The 21,469-nt window shown below is 67.1% G+C and carries 16 protein-coding genes and 2 pseudogenes; 14 read left to right on the top strand and 4 right to left on the bottom strand.

Annotation, left to right across the window (positions count from 1 at the left end; genetic code table 11):
• Nucleotides 1–8: 8 nt before the first annotated feature.
• From yedA to LZC94_34245, 9 genes are all read left to right on the top strand, one after another.
• A complete protein-coding gene (yedA, locus tag LZC94_34285) occupies nucleotides 9–938 on the top strand; it encodes a drug/metabolite exporter YedA (protein WXB12908.1) in 930 nt (309 codons plus the stop codon).
• A gap of 219 nt (nucleotides 939–1,157) precedes the next feature.
• Complete coding sequence (locus LZC94_34280; GenBank protein ID WXB12907.1) at nucleotides 1,158–2,459, top strand: hypothetical protein; 1,302 nt, start codon at nucleotides 1,158–1,160, stop codon at nucleotides 2,457–2,459.
• 3 nt (nucleotides 2,460–2,462) lie between these two features.
• Nucleotides 2,463–2,759: a hypothetical protein gene (locus LZC94_34275; protein ID WXB12906.1), complete on the top strand. Its 297-nt coding sequence runs from the start codon at nucleotides 2,463–2,465 to the stop codon at nucleotides 2,757–2,759.
• A 20-nt stretch (nucleotides 2,760–2,779) separates the two neighbouring features.
• Nucleotides 2,780–4,186 carry a hypothetical protein gene (locus LZC94_34270; protein WXB12905.1) on the top strand — a complete coding sequence of 469 codons (1,407 nt, stop codon included), beginning with the start codon at nucleotides 2,780–2,782 and terminating at the stop codon, nucleotides 4,184–4,186.
• A gap of 17 nt (nucleotides 4,187–4,203) precedes the next feature.
• Entirely contained in the window at nucleotides 4,204–5,142 is a 939-nt protein-coding gene (locus tag LZC94_34265; protein ID WXB12904.1) for a hypothetical protein, read from the top strand.
• A 35-nt stretch (nucleotides 5,143–5,177) separates the two neighbouring features.
• Complete coding sequence (locus tag LZC94_34260; protein ID WXB12903.1) at nucleotides 5,178–7,244, top strand: TonB-dependent receptor; 2,067 nt, start codon at nucleotides 5,178–5,180, stop codon at nucleotides 7,242–7,244.
• A gap of 2 nt (nucleotides 7,245–7,246) precedes the next feature.
• The gene (locus tag LZC94_34255; protein WXB12902.1) at nucleotides 7,247–8,215 is read left to right on the top strand and encodes a hypothetical protein; all 969 of its coding nucleotides are present in this window, start codon (nucleotides 7,247–7,249) and stop codon (nucleotides 8,213–8,215) included.
• Nucleotides 8,212–8,970, top strand: coding sequence for a response regulator (locus LZC94_34250; protein WXB12901.1), 759 nt, complete (start codon nucleotides 8,212–8,214; stop codon nucleotides 8,968–8,970). Before LZC94_34255 ends, LZC94_34250 begins: the two co-directional genes overlap by 4 nt.
• 3 nt (nucleotides 8,971–8,973) lie before the next feature.
• Nucleotides 8,974–10,401, top strand: coding sequence for an ATP-binding protein (locus LZC94_34245; protein WXB12900.1), 1,428 nt, complete (start codon nucleotides 8,974–8,976; stop codon nucleotides 10,399–10,401).
• A gap of 263 nt (nucleotides 10,402–10,664) precedes the next feature.
• Here the strand turns inward: LZC94_34245 and LZC94_34240 are convergent.
• The 3 genes and pseudogenes from LZC94_34240 to LZC94_34230 form a co-directional block, all read right to left on the bottom strand.
• Nucleotides 10,665–10,799 (bottom strand): annotated as a pseudogene (locus tag LZC94_34240) (IS701 family transposase).
• Between the two features lie 520 nt (nucleotides 10,800–11,319).
• A pseudogene (locus tag LZC94_34235) lies at nucleotides 11,320–12,387 on the bottom strand (recombinase family protein).
• 251 nt (nucleotides 12,388–12,638) lie between these two features.
• Nucleotides 12,639–13,775 (bottom strand): IS701 family transposase, encoded by a 1,137-nt coding sequence (locus LZC94_34230; GenBank protein WXB12899.1) that lies wholly within the window; start codon nucleotides 13,773–13,775, stop codon nucleotides 12,639–12,641.
• Between the two features lie 503 nt (nucleotides 13,776–14,278).
• Here LZC94_34230 and LZC94_34225 point away from each other — a divergent pair.
• Genes LZC94_34225 through LZC94_34205 form a run of 5 tightly spaced genes read left to right on the top strand, consistent with a single transcriptional unit; the run spans nucleotide 14,279 to nucleotide 20,720 of the window.
• Nucleotides 14,279–14,974, top strand: a complete 696-nt coding sequence (locus tag LZC94_34225) for a TetR/AcrR family transcriptional regulator (GenBank protein WXB12898.1) — start codon at nucleotides 14,279–14,281, stop codon at nucleotides 14,972–14,974.
• Entirely contained in the window at nucleotides 14,971–17,004 is a 2,034-nt protein-coding gene (locus LZC94_34220; protein ID WXB12897.1) for an acyl-CoA dehydrogenase family protein, read from the top strand. The genes LZC94_34225 and LZC94_34220 overlap by 4 nt, the downstream gene beginning before the upstream one ends.
• Nucleotides 17,005–17,008: 4 nt before the next feature.
• The gene (locus tag LZC94_34215; GenBank protein WXB12896.1) at nucleotides 17,009–17,944 is read left to right on the top strand and encodes a hypothetical protein; all 936 of its coding nucleotides are present in this window, start codon (nucleotides 17,009–17,011) and stop codon (nucleotides 17,942–17,944) included.
• 18 nt (nucleotides 17,945–17,962) lie between these two features.
• Nucleotides 17,963–19,384, top strand: a complete 1,422-nt coding sequence (locus tag LZC94_34210; protein ID WXB12895.1) for a 3-oxoacyl-ACP reductase — start codon at nucleotides 17,963–17,965, stop codon at nucleotides 19,382–19,384.
• Nucleotides 19,385–19,418: 34 nt separating this feature from the next.
• On the top strand, nucleotides 19,419–20,720 hold the full coding sequence (locus tag LZC94_34205; protein ID WXB12894.1) for an acetyl-CoA C-acyltransferase: 1,302 nt from the start codon (nucleotides 19,419–19,421) through the stop codon (nucleotides 20,718–20,720).
• 8 nt (nucleotides 20,721–20,728) lie between these two features.
• Here LZC94_34205 and LZC94_34200 read toward each other — a convergent pair whose 3' ends face one another.
• A complete protein-coding gene (locus LZC94_34200) occupies nucleotides 20,729–21,145 on the bottom strand; it encodes a VOC family protein (protein WXB12893.1) in 417 nt (138 codons plus the stop codon).
• Nucleotides 21,146–21,469 lie beyond the last annotated feature (324 nt).

Genomic DNA, 21,469 nt, shown 5'->3' with positions numbered 1-21,469 from the left:
CCCACGATTTGTCCTCCTCGCCTGTCAAAGCCGAGTCTGCATGGCGCGGCGTTACGCCGCCGGTCGCCGTATGCCTCGGGCTTCTTTATTTCATTTGGGGTTCGACGTATTTGGCCATTCGCTACGTGGTCGAGGTGCTCCCGGCCATGCTGGCGAGCGGCGTTCGGTTCGTGATCGCGGGCTGTATTCTCTTTGTCTTCTTGCTATCGCGGAAGGCCCCGCTCCCGACGCGGCGCGAGTGGCTCGCGTCGGCCCCCGTCGGGGTGCTCATGTTCATGGTGGGCAATGGGTTCGTGGCCCTCTCGGAGAAGCACGTCTCCTCCAGCGCGGTCGCCGTTCTCATCGGCACCATGCCGCTCTTCTCGGCCCTCATCGCCTCGCAAATGGGGGAGCGCACCTCGCGGCGGCAGTGGGTCGGGCTCGGCTTTGGCTTTTTGGGCATCCTCGTCATGGGCGGCGGCGACTTGAGGGGCACCCCTGGCTCCTTGGCGTTGGTGCTGCTGGCGGCCGCGGGGTGGGCGCTCGGCACGAACTTGACGCGAAAGCTGCCTTTGCCAAAGGGCATGATGGCGTCCGCCACGCAGATGATCACCGGCGGCTTCTCGCTGCTCATCGCGGGCTCCGTGCTCGGCGAGCGCCTCCCCGAGCAGTCGCTGTCCGAGATCCCCGGCAAGGCCTTCTTCGCGCTCGCCTATCTGATCGTCGCCGGCTCGCTCATCGCGTTCTCGGCGTACATGTATCTTCTTCGCCATGCGCCCGCGTCCGTGGCGACGAGCTATGCGTACGTGAACCCCATGGTGGCCGTCGCCTTCGGCATCGTGATCGGCAACGAGCGGGTCGGTGTCTCGACGCCGATCGCCGCGCTCCTCGTGGTGGTGGGGGTCGCGTTCATCATGACCGGCAAGTCCGGGAAGGCGCCGGCCAAGGCAAGCTCGTAGCTGCTACACGGACCGGATCAGTCGATCCGGTTTTGTGCATCGACTTGTTACATCGAGTGACACACGGCGAGGATGTTTCACGCCTTCGTCGCGCGAAGCGTTGTTACACGCTGTAACAACGTTCTTTTGCATCGGATTGGCCTCGGGTGTGCAACTCTCGCCGGTCGCGATGACGGGGGGACGATGGCAACAATCGTCGTCGCACCAAGCGAGGAACGAATGAAACGAACGAATGAGACCGTGCGAGCTCGAAGCTCGGGGCCGTGCCATGCGCGCGCGGCCCTCGCGCCGGCGAGGACCTTCGTGGTAAGCGCGCTGACCGCCGTGGGGGTGCTCTCGGCGGCCAGGAGCAGCGCGGCGGCCGATCCGGTGGCGTGCAGCACCTTGACCGAAAATCCCATCGTCATCGAATCGGGCGACACGCAGGAGCCGCTCCTGAAGTCCCTGGGGCGAAAGCTGCGGGAGTTCACCGCTGCGCCCATGACGGTGATCTACAAGACGACCGGAACGTGCGCGGTGGCGACGGATCTGTATGGATCGAAGAAGATCCCGTCCGGCACGATCCTCAAGTACATGACCGCGGGCTCCGATGTGCCGCTCGAGTGCTCGGTCGACGCGGCAGGCGGTCTGCCCATCGATTTGGGCATCGGCGCCACATTCATCTCGAGCTGCAACCTGCAGAAGCCGGACACCGTCGGGCTGATCACGGGGCCCGTTCAGGGCTACGGATTTGCCGTCCCCAAGAACAGCCCGCAGGACGCGATCACGGCCGAGGAAGGCTACTTCGCGTTCGGCAACTTCGGGGCGCAAGGCAACGCGCAGCCCTGGGTCGACAAGGAGCAGCGGTTCGTTCGCGGGCCGACGAAGAGCACCGCGCTCACCCTGGCCGCGGCCATCGGGATCGCGCCGGTCACCAAGTTGATCGGGTGGGATCTCTCGGTGGACCCCACGGTGCGCGATTCATCGGCGGGGGTGCTCAATGCGCTCATCAGCACGCCCTCGCCGGAGAAGGCCATCGGCTTGCTCGGCACGGAAATCTTCGACGCCAACCGCGACAAGGTGAAGCTGCTCGCGTTCCGCGCGGCCAAGCAGCGCTATGCGTATTACCCCGACTCCACCCCCACCAGCTTCGATAAGCGCAACTTGCGCGATGGTCACTACTTCCCGTGGTCGCCCACCGTGTACATCGCCCCCGTCGCCCCGGGCGGGGATCCGGCGCAGCCGGTGCCGTCGAAGGCGGTGACCAAACGGTTCGTCGAGCTGGTGCTCGGCCACACGCCGGCCACCGATCTGGACGGCCTCTCCGTGGTGGTGAGCAAAGGCCTCGTCCCCAACTGCGCGATGAAGGTCACGCGACCCGCCGACGGCGCGCCCCTCTCGACCTTCGAGCACCCCGAGCCTTGCGGGTGTTATTACGAGGCCAAGGTCCCCAACGGTAGCACCAGCTGCAAGGCCTGCGACGGCAGCGACAACGCGTGCAACGGCGGCAAGTGCCGTCATGGCTATTGCGAGGCGAGGTAAGCGATGACGTTCATGAAGCGATTCTCCCTCCCCGCGCTCGCGCTCACCGCCGCCTTCGTCACGGTGCCGATGCTGCAACTTGGTTGCTCGAGCAACGATGGAGTCAAAGACGATCCGCAAACCACCCGCGACGGGGGCAGCAGCAGCCGTGGCGATGGTGGCAGCGGCGGCGGCGACTGCGTCACGAACCCGAAGACCTCGGAGGAGCTCCTCAACGCATGCACGGACGCCGTGAAGGTCGAGAAGCAGCCCAACTTGCCGCTCCTCGGCCCCAACGGCGAACGCCCCGCGTTGCCGTAAATACGATAGAACGTCGCGCCGTGCCGCTTCTGCAGCCTTCGTCGCGTTTTTCGATTCGAGTCCGCGCGCTGGGTCTCGTTTTGGCCGTCTCGATCGTTTTGCTCGTCTCGCCCGCCGCCGCGCAGGTGGCGGGCGCGCCGCCCACGGCTGGGTCTGCGGGGGCGCCGGCGACGGGTGCGCCTGCGGGGGCGAAGAACGAGATCGCCGTCTTTTCGATCCCCGTGCGCTTCTCGGGGTATACGCAGGCCGATTGGGTCGTCTTCCGGCAATCGTCGCAAGACGAGGTCAACGCCGCGACGGGCCTGCCGCTCAACGAGGATCGCTTCATCCTCAACGCCGCGCGCCTGCGGGCGAACGTCGATCACGGGCTGGTGACGGGGGTCGCCGAGATCGACGCGAACACCTTGAACGGCATGCAGGTCCGGCCCATCGACGCGGAGGTATCGCTCCGATGGCCGGCCCGCGAGGTGAAGCCGGGGGAGGCGTACTTCTCGGCCACCATCGGGTTGTTTCGCTCCCCCTTCGGGTTCGATACGCAGGAGGTGGCGCAGCGGCGGCCGTTTCTGGCCCGCAGCTCGTTCAGCGAAGCGCTGTTTCCCGGCTCGTACGATTTGGGGCTCGCGCTTCGCGGCGGGTATCGCTTCTTCAATTATTCGCTCGGGATCATGAACGGCGATCCCATCGCGGAGCGGGCATTTCCCGGGAGGGACCCCAATCAAAGCAAGGATTTGCTCTTTCGCGTGGGCGTGGAGTCGAACCGCGACTCCCATCTTCGCGTGGAGGCAGGCTTCTCCGGGTTGACGGGCGCCGGTCTTCACAAAGGGACACCGGCGACCAAAGACGTCTTCGTGTGGCGGGACTTCAACGAGGACGGCGTGGTCGATCCCACGGAGATTCAGGTGATCGCGGGGGCTCCGGCCACACCCTCCGAGCGCTTTACGCGGTTTGCCATCGGGGCCGATCTGCGGCTGAGCGCCGATATTCCGGTGCTCGGGGAGCTCATGGTGCGCGGCGAGATCGTGCGGGCGAAGAACTTGGACCGCGGTCTTCAAGCGGCCGATCCCGTGGTGGTGGGGCGGGATTTGCGCGAAGTGGGATATTACGTCGATATCGTACAAGAGGTGACGCCTTATGCGATGATCGGCGCGCGCTACGATCGGTACAATCCCGATTCGGACGCCAATGAGCAATCGGGGGTGCGCTTGGTGGCGCGGGACCCGAGCTCCTCCACGGTGTCGGTGATGGTGGCCGCGCGCTATTACAAGGGCACGACCCCGCGGGGGGCAGGGGCCGCGCGCGCGATCTACCCGGCGCGTTGCATCGTGCAGTACGACCATCGGACCAACGCGCTCGGCCGGGCCGCGTCGGGGGCGCCGACGACCTTGGCGGATGATTCGCTCACCGTGCGGGGGGAGGTGACGTTTTGATGCACCCCATTCGCGAGATGCGGTCTGTGCGTGCGGCGCGCGCGATGGTCATCGGCTTTGGGGTCGCGGTGGCCGTGGCGGCGGCGGGGTGCGAGACCACCGAGGCCGACAGCGGGCGCGACGCGCGGCTGCAGGTTGCCGGCGCGCAGTTTTACCGCGGGGCCATGCCCGAGGGGGAGCAAGGGGGACCCGCGGTGCTGGCGGTGTCGCTTCGGACGAACGCGATCCGTGCCGGCACGCGCGACAAGCCGTGCAACGGTGCGCTGGCGCGGGAGGCGACGGCGGCGGCCATCGCGCTCTCGGGCGATCTCGGCTACTGGATCGTACCGGCCGGCGCCCCCACGGCGGAGACGCCGGATCTGGCGTCGTTTCAGGCCACCCTGGCGTTCGCGCCCAACTTGGCCGACGGCACGTACCAGCTCATGGTGCGCGCGGTGGATGGCGCGGGGCGCTTTGGGCTGCCGATGTCGCGCGCGCTGTCAACGGTGAGCACGGACGAGGCCGTGCGCAACGCGGAGCTCGCGATTTCGCTTCGCTGGGATACGGAGGTCGATCTGGATTTGCACGTGGTCGATCCGCGCGGCGTGGAGATCTGGAAGCGCAACATCAACTCGTACGAGCGCCCGGCGCCGGGGGAGCCGATCGATCCGGAGGGGTGGAAGACGGGCGGCATCCTCGACTTCGACTCGAACGCGGCGTGCGTGATCGATGGGCGCCGCCGGGAGAACGTCTTCTGGAAGAGCGCCCCGCCCGAGGGCCACTACGTGGTCCGCGTCGATGCGTTCTCGCTTTGCAGCGAGAGCACGGCGCGCTTTCACGTCGACGTGCTCCGCCGCGGGGTTTCCATCGGCTCGGCGGAGGGAATGTCGACGGAGGTGGACGCGCGCTATCCGCACGATCGTGGCGCCGGGGTGCTCGCCCTGGAGTTCGATTTCGAACGCGACAAACGCGACTGAGACGCCCACCGAGACGCCACCGAGACGCCCCTGAAATGCAACGCGCGCGCCTTTTCGCTTCCCTTGCCGCAGCATGGCTCCCTTGGGCGTCCGTCGCGCAGGCGCAGGAGAAGGACGTGCAGGAGGTGCGGGTGCGGGCGGCGCCCCGGGCACCGCGCGATCCGGTGACCGCTACGGTGAGCGCGGACGAAGCGCGGCACGTGGCCGGGACGCAAGGGGACGTGGCGAAGGTGGTCGACAACCTGCCGGGGGTGGCGAGGCCGCCGCTGGGATCGGGGCAGCTCGTCGTGTGGGGCTCGGCGCCGTCCGATACGCGCACGTACATCGACGGCGTGGAGGTCCCGTCGCTGTACCATGGGAGCGGGCTGCGCTCCGTGATCAACTCGGACCTGGTCGCGAGCGTGGCGCTCTTGCCGGGCGGCTTCGGCGCCGACTACGGACGAACCTTGGGCGGCACCGTGCGGGTCGAGACGCGCGCCCTCCGCGACGAAGGGGTGCACGGCTACGCCGGCGCCGATACGTACGACGCCTCGGCCTTCGTGTCCGCCGCGCTCGGGTCCAAGGTGCGCGCCGGGGTCGCCGCGCGTTACAGCTACCTCGACGCGCTCTTGGCGGCGACGTCGGCGCGCGACATCGGCGACTATTTTCCCATCCCGCGCTACCGCGACTACCAGGCGCGGATCGCCATCGATCTGGCGCAGGGCGAGTCGCTCGACGTGACCTTGCTCGGCTCCCACGACGCGCTCGATCGCACCGTGGCCTCGGCCGATCCGGCCAAGACGCGCACCGAGCGCACCGAGGGCGGCTTTCATCGGGTGTACGCGCGCTGGAAGCGCACCACGCGCGAGGCCGAGGGCATCGAGGTCACGCCGTTCGTGGGCTACGACCAGACCGAGCTCACCACGTCGTTCGGCGGAAACCCCACGAAGCTCGACGTGGGCTCGATGCGCTACGGCATGCGCGCGTCGTACCGCGTGCGCTTCGGCCGCAAGGTCGTGGCCTCCACCGGCATCGACGCCTCGGGCACCGCCTCGCAAATCGTACGCCGAGGCTCGCTCACCCTCCCGCCGCGCGAGGGCGACATCGCCGTCTTTGGCGCACCGCCCAGCGACGACACCACGGCGGACGACTTTTCGACCCATGTGCTCGACGTCGCGCCGCACCTGTCGCTCGACGTGAAGCTCGGCGATCTGACGGTGACCCCCGGCGTGCGCGTGGAGACGTTCCTCATCGAGGGCGAACGCCTCCTGCCGACCTTCGGTCAAAAGCCCGACGTGGGCTTCTCTCGGGTCGAAACGGCCATCGATCCGCGCCTGTTGGTCCGCTACCAGCCCATGCCGCGTCTGACCTTCTTCGCCAGCGGCGGCGCCTACCATCAAGCGCCGGAGCCGGCCGACTTGAGCGCCATCTTCGGAACGCCGGCGCTGGGCCTCTCGCGCGCGCTCCACGCGAGCCTCGGCGAGCGCATCACCGTGCTCCCGGGGCTCACCGCGGAGGTGACGGGCTTCTACAAAACGATGAGCGACTTGGTGGTGCGCAGCCGCTCGGTCACGCCCAAGCTCGCGCAAGCCTTGGTGCAAGACGGCGAGGGCCGGAGCTACGGGCTGCAGCTCCTCGTTCGCCGCGAGCTGGGCCACGGCCTCTCCGGCTGGATCTCGTACACCATGAGCCGCAGCGAGCGGCGCATCGCGGAGCCCGCCGCGCGCTACCGCCTGTTCGACTTCGATCAACCGCACGTGCTGGTGGTGGCCCTCAGCCAGGAGCTCGGGCGGTGGGTGCTGGGCGCGCGCTTTCGCTATGCGTCGGGGGTGCCGCGCACCCCGGTGGTGGGGGCTTACTACGACGCGGTGAGCGATCGCTCGGACCCCGTCTTCGGGCTGCACAACGGCGCGCGGCTGCCGGCCTTTTACCAGCTCGATGCGCGGGTGGAGCGCAGCGTTCCCTTGGGCAAAGACGTGCTTCTCGCGCTCTCGCTCGACGTGCAGAACGTCACCTACCGCGAGAACGCCGAGGAGGTGGTCTACTCGCCGGATTTTCGGCAGCGCGGGTACATTCGAGGGCTGCCCACGGTGGCGGTGGTCGGGGCCAGGCTGGAGTTTTGACGATGAAGCGAGCGCTCTCCATCGCGGTGTATCGGGCAGGCGCGGCCTCGTTGGCCATGCGCTTCGCGCCGGCGTTCGTCGCGGGCCTCGCCCTGGCGCTCGCCGCGTGCAAGCCGGATTTGAACGACCGCGAGTCGCGCATCGAGGAGGCGCGCATCGTGGCCATCGTCGCCGAGCCGCCGGAGGCCAAGCCGGGGGTGCCCGTGACCTACAAGGCGGTGGTCGCCTCGCACGACGGGCCCCTCGACGGCGCCGACGTTCGGTGGGACGTGTGCGCCACGCCCAAGCTGCTCACGGAGAACGGCGCGGTGAGCCCCGAGTGCCTGCGCGATGGCGTGCGCCCCTTGGCCGAGCCACCGCCCGTCGGAACCACGGCCACCGGCGCGATCCTCTCCGATGCGTGCGCGCTCTTCGGCCCCGACGCGCCCCCGGGCTCCTTTCGCCCGCGCGATCCCGACAGCACCGGCGGCTACTACCAACCCGTGCGCGCCACGTGGCGCTCGGCCACCGCGTTTGCGCGTGCGCGCGTCAGCTGCAACCTGGCCAACGCGCCGGCCGACGTCACCTTGGAGTTCAATCGCCGGTACGTGGCCAACGAGAACCCCCGGCTGGGGACCCTGACGGCGCGGGTCGATGGGGAGCTTCGTCCGCTCGATCGGCTCCCGGCAGGGCGCGGCATCGAGCTCGCGGTAGGCTGGGAGCCTCGCGACGCCGAGTCGTACGTCGCCTTGGATCCAACGACGAAATCGGTGGTTGTGCGCCGCGAGGCGATGCGCGTTTCATGGTATGCCACGGCAGGTTCCTTCGAGACCGATCGCACGGGACGCGCCGAGGGCGAGCTTGATACCTTTACGAACAATGTGTGGTTCAGCGGTACGGAGCCCGGGCTTGCCCGCCTCTGGGTGGTCTTGCGCGACAGCCGCGGCGGCTCGACGTATGCAGTCTACACGCTTTCGACGGTAAGCCCATGACCCAGAAGATCCCGCCGACCTCGCAAGCCGATCCTCAGGCCCACCTGCCCGACGCAGGCGAGCGCATTCTCTTGGTGGACGACGAGGTCGATCTGCAGAAGCTCTTCCTCTTCAATTTTCGGGAGGCGGGCTTCGATCCCGAGGCGGTGGGGACGGCCAAGGAAGCCTTCGAGGCCGCCGCGCGCCAGCGGCCATCGGTGGTGGTGCTCGACTTGATGCTCCCCGACGTGTCCGGAACCGAAGTGTGCCGGCGGATGCGGGCCGACCCTGCGCTCAGCGACGTGGGCATCTTGATGCTCACCGCGCGCGGCGACGAATACGACCGCATCCTGGGCTTCGAGGTGGGCGCGGACGACTATGTCGTCAAGCCGTTCAGCGTGCGCGAGCTGGTGCTTCGGGTGCGGGCCTTGGTGCGCCGGGTGAGCGAGCGCACGATCGCGCGCCGCGCGGCCGACACCGGGGAGCGTTTGCGATGGCGGGGGCTCGAGGTCGACACCGTTCGCCAGCGGGTCTATGTCGACGGCGCCGAGCTTTCGCTTCGCCCGCTCGAGTACAAGCTGATCGCCATTTTCCTCGAGAACGCCGAGCGCACGTTCACGCGCCGCGAGCTGCTCGAGGAGGTGTGGGGGACGAGCGGAAGCACCCCGTCCCGAACCGTCGACACCCACGTGCGGAGGCTCCGCGAGCGCCTCGGTGCCTACGGCGACGCGGTGGAGACGGTGCACAGCGTCGGTTACCGCCTGCGAAACGAGTAGACCATGTCCATCAGCTTCCGAACGAAGCTTCTCGCGAGCCACGTGGGGCTCGTGGCGGCCATCGTAGCCCTCTTGGTGCTCTTGCTCGACCGCTCCCTGGGCGCCGATCTGCAGCGGCGCCTCGATCAGCGGCTGGAACAGCAGGCGCGCGGCGCCGCGCAGTGGGGCGTGGGCGAGCGAAGGCACCCGGAGAAGATCGCCTCGCGCCTCGCCTCGTTGATCGGCGCCGACGTGACCCTCTTCGACCGCGATGGAAAGGTCCTCGGCGATTCGCGCACCGAGGGGGAGGCGAGCCAAGAGCCCTTGGCCCCCGAGGTCCGCGCCGCGCTCCAAGGTGCGATCGGCCGCGCCACCCGCGCCGCCCCCGACACGCACGATGAAATGCACTACGTGGCGGTGGCCGCGCCCGACGGCTGGATCGTGCGCCTGGCCGCGCCCCTCTCCGACATCAACGCGACCATCGCCACCACGCGCGATCAGCTGCTGGCCGCCGCCATCGTCGCGGCGGTGGTCGCGTTGGGCCTCGGCTTTCTCGCCTCCCGCGTGGCCGCAGGTCCCCTCCGCGCCATGACGGCGGCGGCCAAAAAGATCTCCGACGGCGACTTCGACGTGAGCGTGCGCTCGAGCGCGCCGGATGAATTCGGCGTCTTGGCGCGCTCGCTCTCGTCCTTGGCGTCGCAGCTGAAAGCGCGCATCGGGGAGCTCACGGCCGAGCGCACGCACGTGCGACAGCTCCTCGTGGTGGGCCGCCAATTCATGGCCGACGCCTCGCACGAGCTTCGCACCCCCGTCATGGCCATCCAGGGCTACTCCGAAACGTTGCTCGCAGGAGGCGCCGACAGCAGCACCTCGCGCCAATTCCTGGAGACGATCCATCGCCACGCCGACCGCCTCGGTCGTCTGGTCGAAGACATGCTGCGCCTCTCGGCCTTGGAGGTGCGTCCTGCCGAGGAGGCCATCGTCGAGCGCGTCGACGTGGGCGGCGTGGCCTCCGCCGTCGTGGAGACCCTGCAAGCCCGCGCCGATGCGCACGATGTCACCCTTCGTCTGGATGTGAACGAGGGCATCGAAATCGGCGGCGATCCCTTGGCGCTCGAGCAAGTGCTGGAGAACCTAGTCGACAACGCCATCAAGTACGGCCGCCGCGCGGGCACCATCGCCATCCGCGCGCGAACCGAGCCGCGCACCCAGCCGAACCGGGTCGAGGTGGAGGTCGAGGACGACGGCCCGGGCATCGACGCGAAGCACGTACCGCGCTTGTTCGACCGCTTCTACCGCGTCGATCCCGAGCGCTCGCGCGAAAAGGGCGGCGCGGGGTTGGGGCTCGCGATCACGAAGCAGCTGGTCGAATCGATGCACGGCAGCATCCGTGTCGACAGCGAGGTGGGGCGCGGCTCGCGGTTCATTCTGGAGTTCCCTCGCTTCGAGTGAACAGCGCGCCGCCGTGCTGCAGAGCCGTTGACGTATGCCGTGAGTCGAAGGACGACGTCGACCATGTCGAATGGGGTGGCGCCTTCGTCGAGAGAGAGTCAACCGCTAGCACTACTCAGTCAATTTATGGTGGAGCGAACAGGCGCACCGGAGCGCTGCATCGCGGGCAAGGCGTAGTGAGGCACTGCAGGAGACGCTTCCGAATCGAAGGGAGCGTCGCCGGCCGGTGCGGGTCCTCGCTACGCCGAAGCTTTATTTTCGCGGAGGCGTTCCTGTTGAAGAAACGCGAAGCTCACGAGAGTGAGAAGTGCGTGGTGATGAAGGCCACGCCAGGAGCGACCCTCGAAGTGGTCGAGCCCGAGCTCCTCTTTTAGCTGCTGGTGGCCTTGCTCGATCACCTTGACGCAAACCACCAAATCGTCCTGACAGAGGGATAGCGTGCTCGATCGTGAGCTTGTCGCCGGTAACGACGACGCGCTCAAGAAGAAGACGGACGATCCTTTGGCGCTCGGTGAAGTCGAGCTTGTCGAATCCCTTGCGGAGTGTCGAGGCGAAGGCCGCGAGGTCATCGGCGATGCGTGTAACGCGGGTGGAGTCCATCTGCTGACCAATCAAGTCCTCGCCTCGGAGGCTGACGGAGTCCATGGCACTGTCGAGTCTCTCGCGTCGGGACTTCAGTTGCTCGACGCTGATCGCTCCTCGTTGGTATGCGTCGATCAATCGCTCGACTTGGAGTTCGAGTTGTCGTCTCGCTCCTTCCAGGCGCGCGAGCTCCTTGGCAACGCTCGACGCGGCTTGACGACTTGTTCGCCATAGTTCGAGTTCGCGTTGGAGCATTGCGGGGCTCTGCACCCAAGATCGAATCGCGTCCCACACAACACCGTCGAGTTCCTCTGCGCGCACGCGCTTGGCGGTGCACTTGCTCATTCGCCCGGTGTCGACAGGATCGCGGCGAGCACATTCATAGTAAAAATACTCGTAGCGCTTGCACACGCTCGACTGGTGCCCACACGCCATCTTCCAACCGCACTCACCGCACGTGACGAGAGCCCGCAGCAAGTAGTCATGCTGCACGTTGCGTGGCGCCCAGATTTTGTTCTTCGCCAGCCGTGTCCGCACGCACTCTTGATCCTTTTCGGTAACGAGCGAAGGAATCGAAACGTGTAGCCATTGCGCCCGCGGGCGGATGACGTGCGAGCTCTTCGCGTTCTTACGATATCCACCAGGACGACGCGGACGCTTTGGCTCTGCGGGTTCGCGTTTGCCGTACGTCGCCATGCCCGTGTACGCAGCGTTGGTCAGGATGACGTGCACGCTGCCTGCGACCCAGATCTTGGCGCGGCGCGGCTTGATGCCGAGCGCGTTCAATCGTTTGGCGACTTGCCGTGCACTCAGCCCTTCGTCGAGCACCCATCGATACATCGCACGGACATTCTGCGCCTCGACCTCGTCGATCACAATGCTTCCACCGGGCACGGCCTTCGTCCTGACGATCGCGTATCCGTACGGCGGTATTCCAAAAGGAAGCATTCGACCTTCGCGCACTTTGTGCATTCGTCCTCGCCGCGTACGTTCCAGGATCTTGGCACGCTCGTACTCGGCGATCACGCCTTGCATCTGGACAAGCAGTCGATCCTCCGCACGCTCGCCGACAGGATGTTCAACGAAGTGTACGCGCACCCCACGCTTGGTGAGCTCTTCGAGGATGACCTGCTGATGGACGTAACTTCGCGCGAGCCGATCAGGACAATATATGTAAATTACATCTATCAATCCATCTGCCGCGGCGTCGCGAAGTGCATCGAACGCGGGGCGGTCCAAACGCGACCCGCTGAATCCTTCATCGACATAGCGCCGATCCGGCGCGATGCTCACGCCACCAGCGGCGCACGCGCGTTCGATCGCTTCGACTTGCGAGCCGATCGTTTTCTCTTGCTCCTGGCGCGCCGTTGAAACGCGCGCGTACAGCGCCGCTCGGTTCTTCATGCATCACGCTCCTCGAGAACGCCGACGCTCGTGGGGATGAGGAGCCTCGACCTCTCGTTGTTGTCCGTTTGCATTGCGCGGGCGGCGGCCTCTCGGACGATCACGAGCTTCACCACCTGCCCGAGTCGTTCCAAACCGTCGGATTGCGGTCTCGCGCGTAACTCGACCTTCCATTTTCGCTTCGCCATCGCCGATGGCCTCCCCGCGCGAGGGAGCCCCATCACGACTCGCGCCGCAGGGCAAGTTTTCGGCTACGCCGCGATGTCGCGATCGACGAACCAGCTTGAAAACTCGTCGCTCCAGCGCGAAGCGGACCAAGATTTTACGGTTTGCGTCTGGGCTTCCTCGCACGACCAGCGCGCTTTGATCGCGCCCACGACTTTCCGAAGCGATGCGTCGGTTGGATGGTTCGTTAGGTAGTACTTCTTTTCGCCGTTCGCTCGTTCTTCACAGACGAGCCAGGCCTCCGTGCCGGGCAAACGGCATCCGACGCCGGTTCGCTTGCCGTCTGCGATGGCGACGCGACAACGAGCGAAGCGGGCACTCATCGGTCTGCCTGTCGTCGTTGTTCGCCAGGTGACTTTCTTGAATCCTTTATCACCGAGGGCCTGAATCATCTCCGAGGCGGCATCGACGGGGTGGCTCGGAATCGGATGTTTCTGATTTCCGATGCGAGCTGGCATCTTGGTTTTCACGTTGGCCGGATAGACCTGTTGAGTCGACTGTACTCCGAGTGCCCAGAGCAGCCCTTCGCTCGAAAGCGCCTCGCGAAACTCTGTGCAGTGGCCGTAACCGGCGTCGGCCAGCACCGTCCCGAACCGAACGCCCGCTTTCCGAAGGCGTCTCACTTCGTCGATCGCGATCCTCCACTTCTCGCGAAAGACGACGTTGTCCGGGATGCCCACTTTCGCGCGTCGCTCCGGGTCGGCAGCCCAATCCATCGGAACGTAGAGCTGCAAGGACAGCGGAAGGGGAACGATGTCGTTGGCCAACGTCACGGACACCAAGCACTGACAGTTCGCCTGTTTTCCGAGCGCTCCGCAGTACTGATGTGCGACGCCAACCGATTCGCTTCCCTTCTTTGGGAGTGCGGTGTCGTCGATGATCAAGAACGCATCGTCCGCACCAAGTAATGCATCCGCCTTCTCCCACAGCACTTCTTCGACCGCCGCGGCGTCCCAAGCAGACTCGCTTACGAAGTGACGCAACTCCTGCTCGTGACCAGGCGCAACTCGCTCTGCCAGCGGCTCGATACTCTTCCGCTCGCCGGGCAGCAGTAGCCCTCGCAGGTAGAGCGGTGCCCAATACCTGCGTTTCTTCGTCCGCCACGCCGCGAGAAAGGGCTCGAGGAACCGATCGAAGCGCTGCTCCCAACCTGTCGAAGACACGGCCCACAATGGAGCAGAGCGGCCGCCGAATGGAAAGTAAAAAGTGACCGAGTAGTGCTAGGGCCAATGCCATTCATTTAACCCGAACCCGTACCCGAGGCTCCGGGGAGAGAAGATCGGGAAGGGGAACGTGTACGAGAGCGAGAGAAATCCTAAGTGAACAGCATTGCCGTTAGGGCTGTCGACCATGTCGAATGGGGTGGCGCCTTCGTCGAGAGAGAGAATCAACCGCTAGGGCGCAAGGAGCGCTAGGAAAAAGAGCGAAGCTGCGCGCGCGATTGTCTAATCGGTATTGGGTAGTATGGGTTGCGTTTGTGTAATTATAATTCGATATGTCGAAGGGAAATACGTGGACCCTCGGGTTCTTCCTTGCCGATGAACGCGCCACGACTGCGCACCTGCTCGGTGTGGGCTTGATTCTCGTATCGGTTGGGGGGGGAGGGAGCTGGAAGGGCGATCTCCCTTGCGTTCGTCTTACCAAGTGGTAAGCGTATCTCAATCGAATGGTAAATCGTCTCGAGACGGAGGATGACGTGCGATCGCGGGTGCTCGCGGCTGCGACGCGGTTGTTTGCCAATCGAGGCTTCGATGGAACGTCGGTGCAGCTGATCGCGGACGAGGTGGGGGTCACCAAGCCTGCGGTGCTGCATCACTTTTCATCGAAGGAGGAGCTCCGGCGCGCCGTGGTGGGCAATATGCTCGATCACTGGCAGAAGACGTTGCCGAACCTCTTGCTTGCGGCCACAGCGGGCGATGACCGGTTCGAGCGGGTGATCGGGGAGCTGCGCCGGTTTTTTGCGGCCGATCCGGATCGGGCGCGGCTGGTCGCGCGTGAGATGCTCGATCGACCGGCCGAGGTGCGCGCGCTGCTCAAGAATGCCGTGCGCCCTTGGCTTGCGGCCGTCTCGGGGTATATCGAGCGGGGTAAAGCGAGCGGGGAGACGTCGCCCGAGGTCGATGCGGAAGCGTATGTGATTCACATTCTTCTTTTGGTCATCGGCGCGAGCGCATCCGAGAGCGTCGCCATGGCGGTGCTGGACGCCAAAAATGCGAAGGAGACGAAAGACGCGAAGGACGGCAAAGACGGGAAAGAGTCGAAGGATGCGAAGGAGGCGCGCGCGCGCTACGAACGGGAGCTCCTGCGCATTGCACGGAGCAGTTTGGGCATCGGGCGGCCCCGGGCCGGGGTGAAACGATGAGCAATTTCTTCAAGGACAACGACGATCTCGCCTTCTATTACGACAAAGGTATCGATTGGGCCCCGCTCGTCGAGGTCACCGAATACGGCTACCGCACCGAAGGGGGATTCAAAGCCGAGGGCGAAGCCATGGCGTTCTACCGCGAGGTGGCCGAAATGGTCGGCGATCTCGCGGCCAACGACATCGCGACGCGAGCGGCCGCCATCGATCGCGAGGAGGTGCGCTTGCAACATGGCGAGGTGGTCGCAGGCCCCGCCATGGCCGCCATTTTCGAACGGATCCGCGCCATGGATCTGCACCGGCTTTGCCTTCCGCGCGAGCTCGGAGGGCTCAACGCGCCCCTCCTCACCTACTTCGTCAACATCGAGCTGATCGCGCGGGCCGATGTGTCGGTCATGGCCCACCACTCGTTTCACGGCGGGATGGCGCTGGCGATGCTCGCCTATTCGCTCAGCGAAGGCTCGACCAGCTTCGACCCCGAGCGCGCGCGCATCCTCCGCACCCGCTTCGCCGATGAAATCGACGAGGTCGCGCGGGGGGATGCGTGGGGGAGCATGGATATCACCGAGCCCAACGCGGGGAGCGACATGGCCGCGCTGCGGGCGGTGGCCGAGCAAGACGCGAGCGGGCGCTGGTTCGTCAGCGGGCAAAAGATTTTCATCACCTCCGGGCACGGCAAGTACCACTTCGTCATCGCTCGGACCGAAAGCGCGCCAAGCGCCGGTGCGCCGGGCGCGAGCGACGATCCGCTGGCCGGCCTGGGCGGGCTCTCCATGTTTCTCGTCAAAGCGTACGAGGACCGGCCCGATGGTACGCGCCACCGGTACGTGACCATCGACCGGGTCGAGGAGAAGCTCGGGCAACATGGCTCGGTGACCGCGTCGCTCCTGTTCGAGCGGGCGCCGGCCGAGCTCATTGGCCAGCGCGGCGAAGGCTTCAAGTGCATGCTCCTGCTCATGAACAACGCGCGGCTCGGCGTGGGGTTCGAGAGCATCGGCCTTTGCGAGGCCGCCTACCGCATGGCCAAGGCCTACGCGGAGGAGCGCCGCTCGATGGGCAAGCCCGTGGCGCGCCACGAGATGATCGCCGACTACCTCGACGAGATGCGCACCGATATCCAAGGCCTGCGCGCCCTGGCCATGTACGGCGCGTTTCACGAGGAGATGTCGCAGAAGCTGCGCTTTCTCGACAAGGTGGGCGAGGGGATCGCGAGGCCCGAGGAGACCGAGCGCATTCAGCGCCATTTGCCCATGCACGTCGCGAGCTCACGCCGGGTGACGCCGCTCTTGAAGTACCTCGCGGCCGAAAAGGCGGTGGAGATGGCGCGTCGCGCGATGCAGATCCACGGCGGCGCCGGCTACACGCGCGACTACGGCGCGGAGAAGCTCCTGCGCGACGCGATGGTGATGCCCATCTACGAGGGCACCAGCCAGATCCAGGCGCTGATGGCGATGAAGGACCAGCTCTTGGCGCTCGTTCGAAGGCCCCACGCCTTCCTCGCGCGGCTGGCGCGGGCCAGATGGCAGCGCACGTCGGCGCGCGATCCGCTGGCGCGGCGCGTGGCCGGCATCGAGCTGCTCGCCCTCCGCAGTCTGCAGCACCTGGCCGCGCGCACGGCGGTGGACAAGCTTCGTTCGCTGCCCGACCAGCTGCGTGGCAACTCGGGCGGCTCGAGCAGCTTGCGCCGCGCCCTGGGCGGATGGAACCCCAAGCGCGATTTTGCGCGGGCCATGCTCCACGCGGAGCGCGTCACCCGCATCCTGGCCGACGAGGCCATCTGCGACGTCCTCCTCGAGCAAGCCCGAAAGTTCCCCGAGCGGCGCGAGCTCCTCGAGCGCTACCTGGAGCGCGCCGAGCTGCGCTGCCACGCCCTTCATCGCGAGATCACCACCACCGGCGATCGCATTTTGCAAAACCTCGCCGCGAGCGATGCGCCCCGGCCCGAGCGCAAGAGCGATTCGGACGCCACGCCCTCCAACCCCTCAACCACCCGGCGCGCGCGGGATGCCGCGCTGGCAGCCGCGGAGTAATCCCGTGACCATTCCCAGCAAATATCTCCTCTCGCAAGGCCCGGCGCTTCGGGCCGTCGGGCGCGCGGCGGTGGGAGCGCTCGTGCGCACCGCGCAGCGTCCGGCCGCGCTCCCCGGCGCATGGATCGAAGAAGAGCTGCCCCCGCGCAGCGAAGAGCTGGTGCGCGCGTACGTGCGCCACGTCGGCGGCGATCCCGCGCACTACCGCGGGCGGCTCCCGCCGCATTTTGCGCCGCAGTGGGCCTTCGACGTGGTGGGCCGCGTGCTCGCGCAAGCGGGGTATCCGCTCACGCGCGTCATCAACGCCGGTTTCCGCCTGGAGAACCGCGCGCCCCTCGCGCTGGGTGAGCCGCTGTTCGTCAAAGCGCGGCTCGAGTCGGTGGACGACGACGGCCGCCGCGCCAAGCTGGTGGCGCGGGTCATCACCGGAACGCGGCAAGCCTCCGACGCGCTGGTGGCCGAGTGGCGCACCCACGTTCCGCTTCCGTCTCGTCATGGCGCCGTGACCAACGGCCACGAGGCGCCAAAAGCCGCGCCGCGGCCCCCGGTCACCGTGCCGCTGTCGTCGCGCGAGATCGCCTATTTTCGGCTGAAGAAGGACGCGGGGCTCGACTTTGCGAAGCTGACGGGCGACATCAACCCGATCCACTGGGTCGCGCCCCTCGCGCGCGCGGCCGGGTTTCGTTCGTGTATTCTGCACGGGTTTTCCACCTTCGCGCGCGCGTACGAAGCGCTGGTGCGCAACGTCTTTTCGGGCAACGCGGGCGCCATCCGCGCCATGGAGGCGCGCTTCACGCGCCCGCTCGTTTTGCCGGCGCAGGTCGGTGTGTACCTGGCGGACGGCGACGGGTTCGACCGCCGCGGGATCTTCGTGGGCGATGCGCCGGGCGCGGGGGCGTACCTCGAGGGGGAGTTCGAGTCGCGTGGGGCCGAGGCATGAGGCGGAGGAGAGACGATCATGGATGACTGGTTGGTCGAAGTCGGTCAGAACAAGCAAGCGCGCACGGTGATTCGCTCGTTGGGCCTCCCGGTCCCGGTGCCGGAGAAGCTCGTGCGCGACAAAGGCCCCTGGGTCGCCGATCCCTTGCGCGATCGCGCGGTGGTCATCGGCGCCACCCGCGACGCGGCCCTCGTCTCCGAGATCGCCGGCTCGCTCACCGCCGCCGGCGCCGAGCCCTACGTGGAGGGCACGACCCTGCAGCAGGCCGCGTTTCGTGCGTCGGGCGAGGCCTTCGGGCGCCCGCCCCGCAAGGCCGCGGAGCTCACCGAGTCCACGCGCGTTCACGCGTTGGTCTTCGACGCCTCGGGCATCGGCGGCCCGCTGGAGCTCCGGCACGTCTACGACTTCTTCCACGCGTACATCGATCGGCTCGCCCGCTCGGGCCGCGTCGTGGTGATCGGCCGCGCCGATCCCGGCGCCTCGCCCGAGCGCGCCCTGGTGGCCACCGCGCTCGAGGGGTTCGTCCGCAGCCTCGCCAAAGAGGTGGGGCGAAAAGGCGCCACCGCGAACCTGGTGCGGGTGGAGCCCGACGCGGACGCGCGCCTCGATGCGGTCTTGCGCTTCGTCCTCTCGCCGCGCTCGGCCTTCATCACCGCGCAGCCGATCACGGTGGGCAAGCGCTCCCGCGTCGACGTCGAGCCGCTGTTCGTGCGGCCGCTCGACGGCAAGATCGCGCTGGTCACCGGCGCCGCGCGCGGCATCGGCGAGGCCACCGCGCGGGCGCTCGCGCAAGAAGGCGCGCACGTCGTTTGCTTGGATCGACCCGCCGACGACGCGGCCACCGGCAAGCTCGCGCGCGACATCGGCGGCACCCCGCTGCTCTTCGACGTGACCGATCCGCAGGCGCCGCGCGGCATCGCCGAGGCGCTGAAGAAGCTGGGCGGCGTCCACGTGGTGGTCCACAACGCGGGCATCACCCGCGACAAAACCCTGGCGCGCATGAAGCCGGAGCTCTGGGAGCAGACCATCGACGTGAACCTCGCCTCGGTGCTCGCCATCACGCAGGCGCTGGAGCCCTCGCTCGGCGCCGGCGGCCGCATCGTGTGCCTCTCGTCCATCGCCGGCATCGCGGGCAACGTGGGGCAGACGAACTACGCCGCGTCCAAGGCGGGCATCATCGGCTATGTGCGCGCGCTCGCCGCCAAGCTCGCCGATCGCGGGGTCACGGTGAACGCGGTGGCGCCCGGGTTCATCGAGACGCGCATGACCGCGGCCATCCCCTTCGTGGTCCGCGAGGGCGGCCGCCGTATGAGCGCGCTCGGCCAGGGCGGGCTCCCCATCGACGTGGCGCAGGCCATCCTCTTTCTCTCGAGCCCGGGCGCCCAAGGCATCACGGGCTCCGTGCTGCGCGTATGCGGCGGATCTCTCATTGGTGCATGAGCGGCGCAAGACCCGCACGAACACGAGGACACAAATGACGAGCAATCTTCAAAAAGGACGTCGGGCCGTGGTGGTGGCGGGGGCGCGCACACCGTTCGTCAAAGCATTCTCCGAGTACACCGAGCTCGACGCGATCGCCCTCGGGGTGCTGGCGACGCGCGCGCTCCTGAAGAACACCGAGCTCCCGTACCGCGAGGTCGAGGGCATCGTATGGGGCGGCGTCATCCTCCCCAGCGGCGCGCCCAACGTGGGCCGCGAGATCGCGCTCGATCTCCGGCTCGACCCCGGCTGCGAAGCGTACACGGTGACGCGCGCGTGCGCCTCCGGGCTGCAAGCGGTCACCTCGGGCGCGGCGGCCATCGAGCGCGGCGAGGCAGATGTCCTCATATGCGGCGGCGCCGACTCGACCAGCAACGCCGAGGTGAAGCTCCCGCAAAAGCTGGTGCACGCTTTTGCGCCGCTCGCGCTGGGCAGGCCCACCCCCGCCGACTACCTGGCCGCGGCGCCCAAGCTCCTGCCGGTCACCGACCTCATTCCGCGCCAGCCCAAGGTGGCCGAGCGCTCCACTGGCGAGGTGATGGGCGAATCGGCCGAGCGCATGGCGCGCCGCAACGAGATCACCCGCGAGGCGCAAGATGCCTTTGCCCTCAAGTCGCACCAGCGCGCCGCGGCCGCCATCGCCTCCGGGCGCTTCGAGGACGAGGTCTTCCCCGTGCAAACCTCGGGCGGCAAATGGGTGCACACCGATGGCCTCGTCCGCGCCGATTCCACACTTGAAAAACTGTCGAAGCTTCGCCCGGCCTTCGCGCGCGAGGGCACCCTCACCGCCGGCAACTCCAGCGCCCTCACCGACGGCGCCGCCGCCGTGCTCTTGATGAGTGAGGAGAAGGCGCGCGCGCTCGGCTACCGCCCGCTCGCCGCCTTCAAGTCATGGGCCTACACGGGGGTCGATCCCTCCGATCAGCTGCTGATGGGGCCCGCGCTGGCCATGCCGAAAGCGCTGGCGCGCGCGGGCTTGCGCCTCGGGGACATCGACTTCGTCGACATGCACGAGGCCTTTGCGGCCCAGGTGCTCAGCGTGCTGAAGATGCTCGGCAGCACCTCGTTCGCCAAGAGCCGCCTCGGTCGTGACGAAGCCGTGGGCGAAGTCGATCCCGACCGCCTCAATGTGCACGGCGGCTCGATTGCCCTTGGCCACCCCTTCGGCGCCACCGGGGCCCGCATGGTGACCACCATGGCCAACGAGCTCGCTCGAACCGGAAAGCAGACCGCCCTTCTAGGCATCTGCGCCGCCGGCGGCCTGGGCGCGGCCGCCGTCCTCGAGCGCGTCGACTAAGTCGCGGATCAATCCAGACGGCTGATCGGCGTGACCACGACGCTGGTGGCCGAGCGCTGGGTCTTACCGTGGTAGACGGCCTCGATGTTGTTGCCGTCGGGGTCGAGCACGAAGGCGGCGTAGTAGCCGGGGTGGTAGTCCCGCTCGCCGGGGGGGCCGTTGTCGCGCCCCCCCGCGGCCAGGGCGGCTTGGTAAAAGCGGTTCACCGTTTCGCGATCTTGCGCTTGCAGCGCCAGGTGCACCCGTCCCGTCGGTTCACCGTCGTCGTCGACGAAGAGCTCGTCGGCAAAAAAGCCGTGCTCACTTTGCCCCGATAGCTCCCTGCCGAGCGCACGGAGAACCGCATCGTAGAAGCGGCGGCTCGCCTCCAGGTTGCGGACGCGTAAGTGAACGTGATCGAGCAACCTGCCTAGATGATATTGCATGATTGGGCTCCTCCTCGTGTGGGTCGCCGTGACAAGGGCAGGGGCTGCGCGCCTAATCGTGGCAGAGTGTGCAAATTCGGTTGTACCCTAATTTTTGGCCCTGGGGCCGTGTCCGGAAAAAAAGAGGCTGATGCGAGGTTCGCTGCCGCGCAGGTCGCGCAGGTCGCCCTCGGTCGTGTCGCGGATGGCGCCTCGGCACGCGCTTCGCTAACGGAGCTGCCGTCAGGACTCCTCCTGACCAACAGGCTCAACCGAGATTTACAGTTGGTGGCACGGCGAGGCCGTTCTTCGAGCGGCTGTCTTCGTTCACCGAAGGAGGAGACA

The sequence above is a fragment of the Sorangiineae bacterium MSr11954 genome, from assembly GCA_037157815.1.
GTDB classification, from domain to species: domain Bacteria; phylum Myxococcota_A; class Polyangia; order Polyangiales; family Polyangiaceae; genus Pendulispora; species Pendulispora albinea.
The sequence above is the reverse complement of the archived record's forward strand: the minus strand, read 5'-3'. Positions and strand labels throughout refer to the sequence as shown.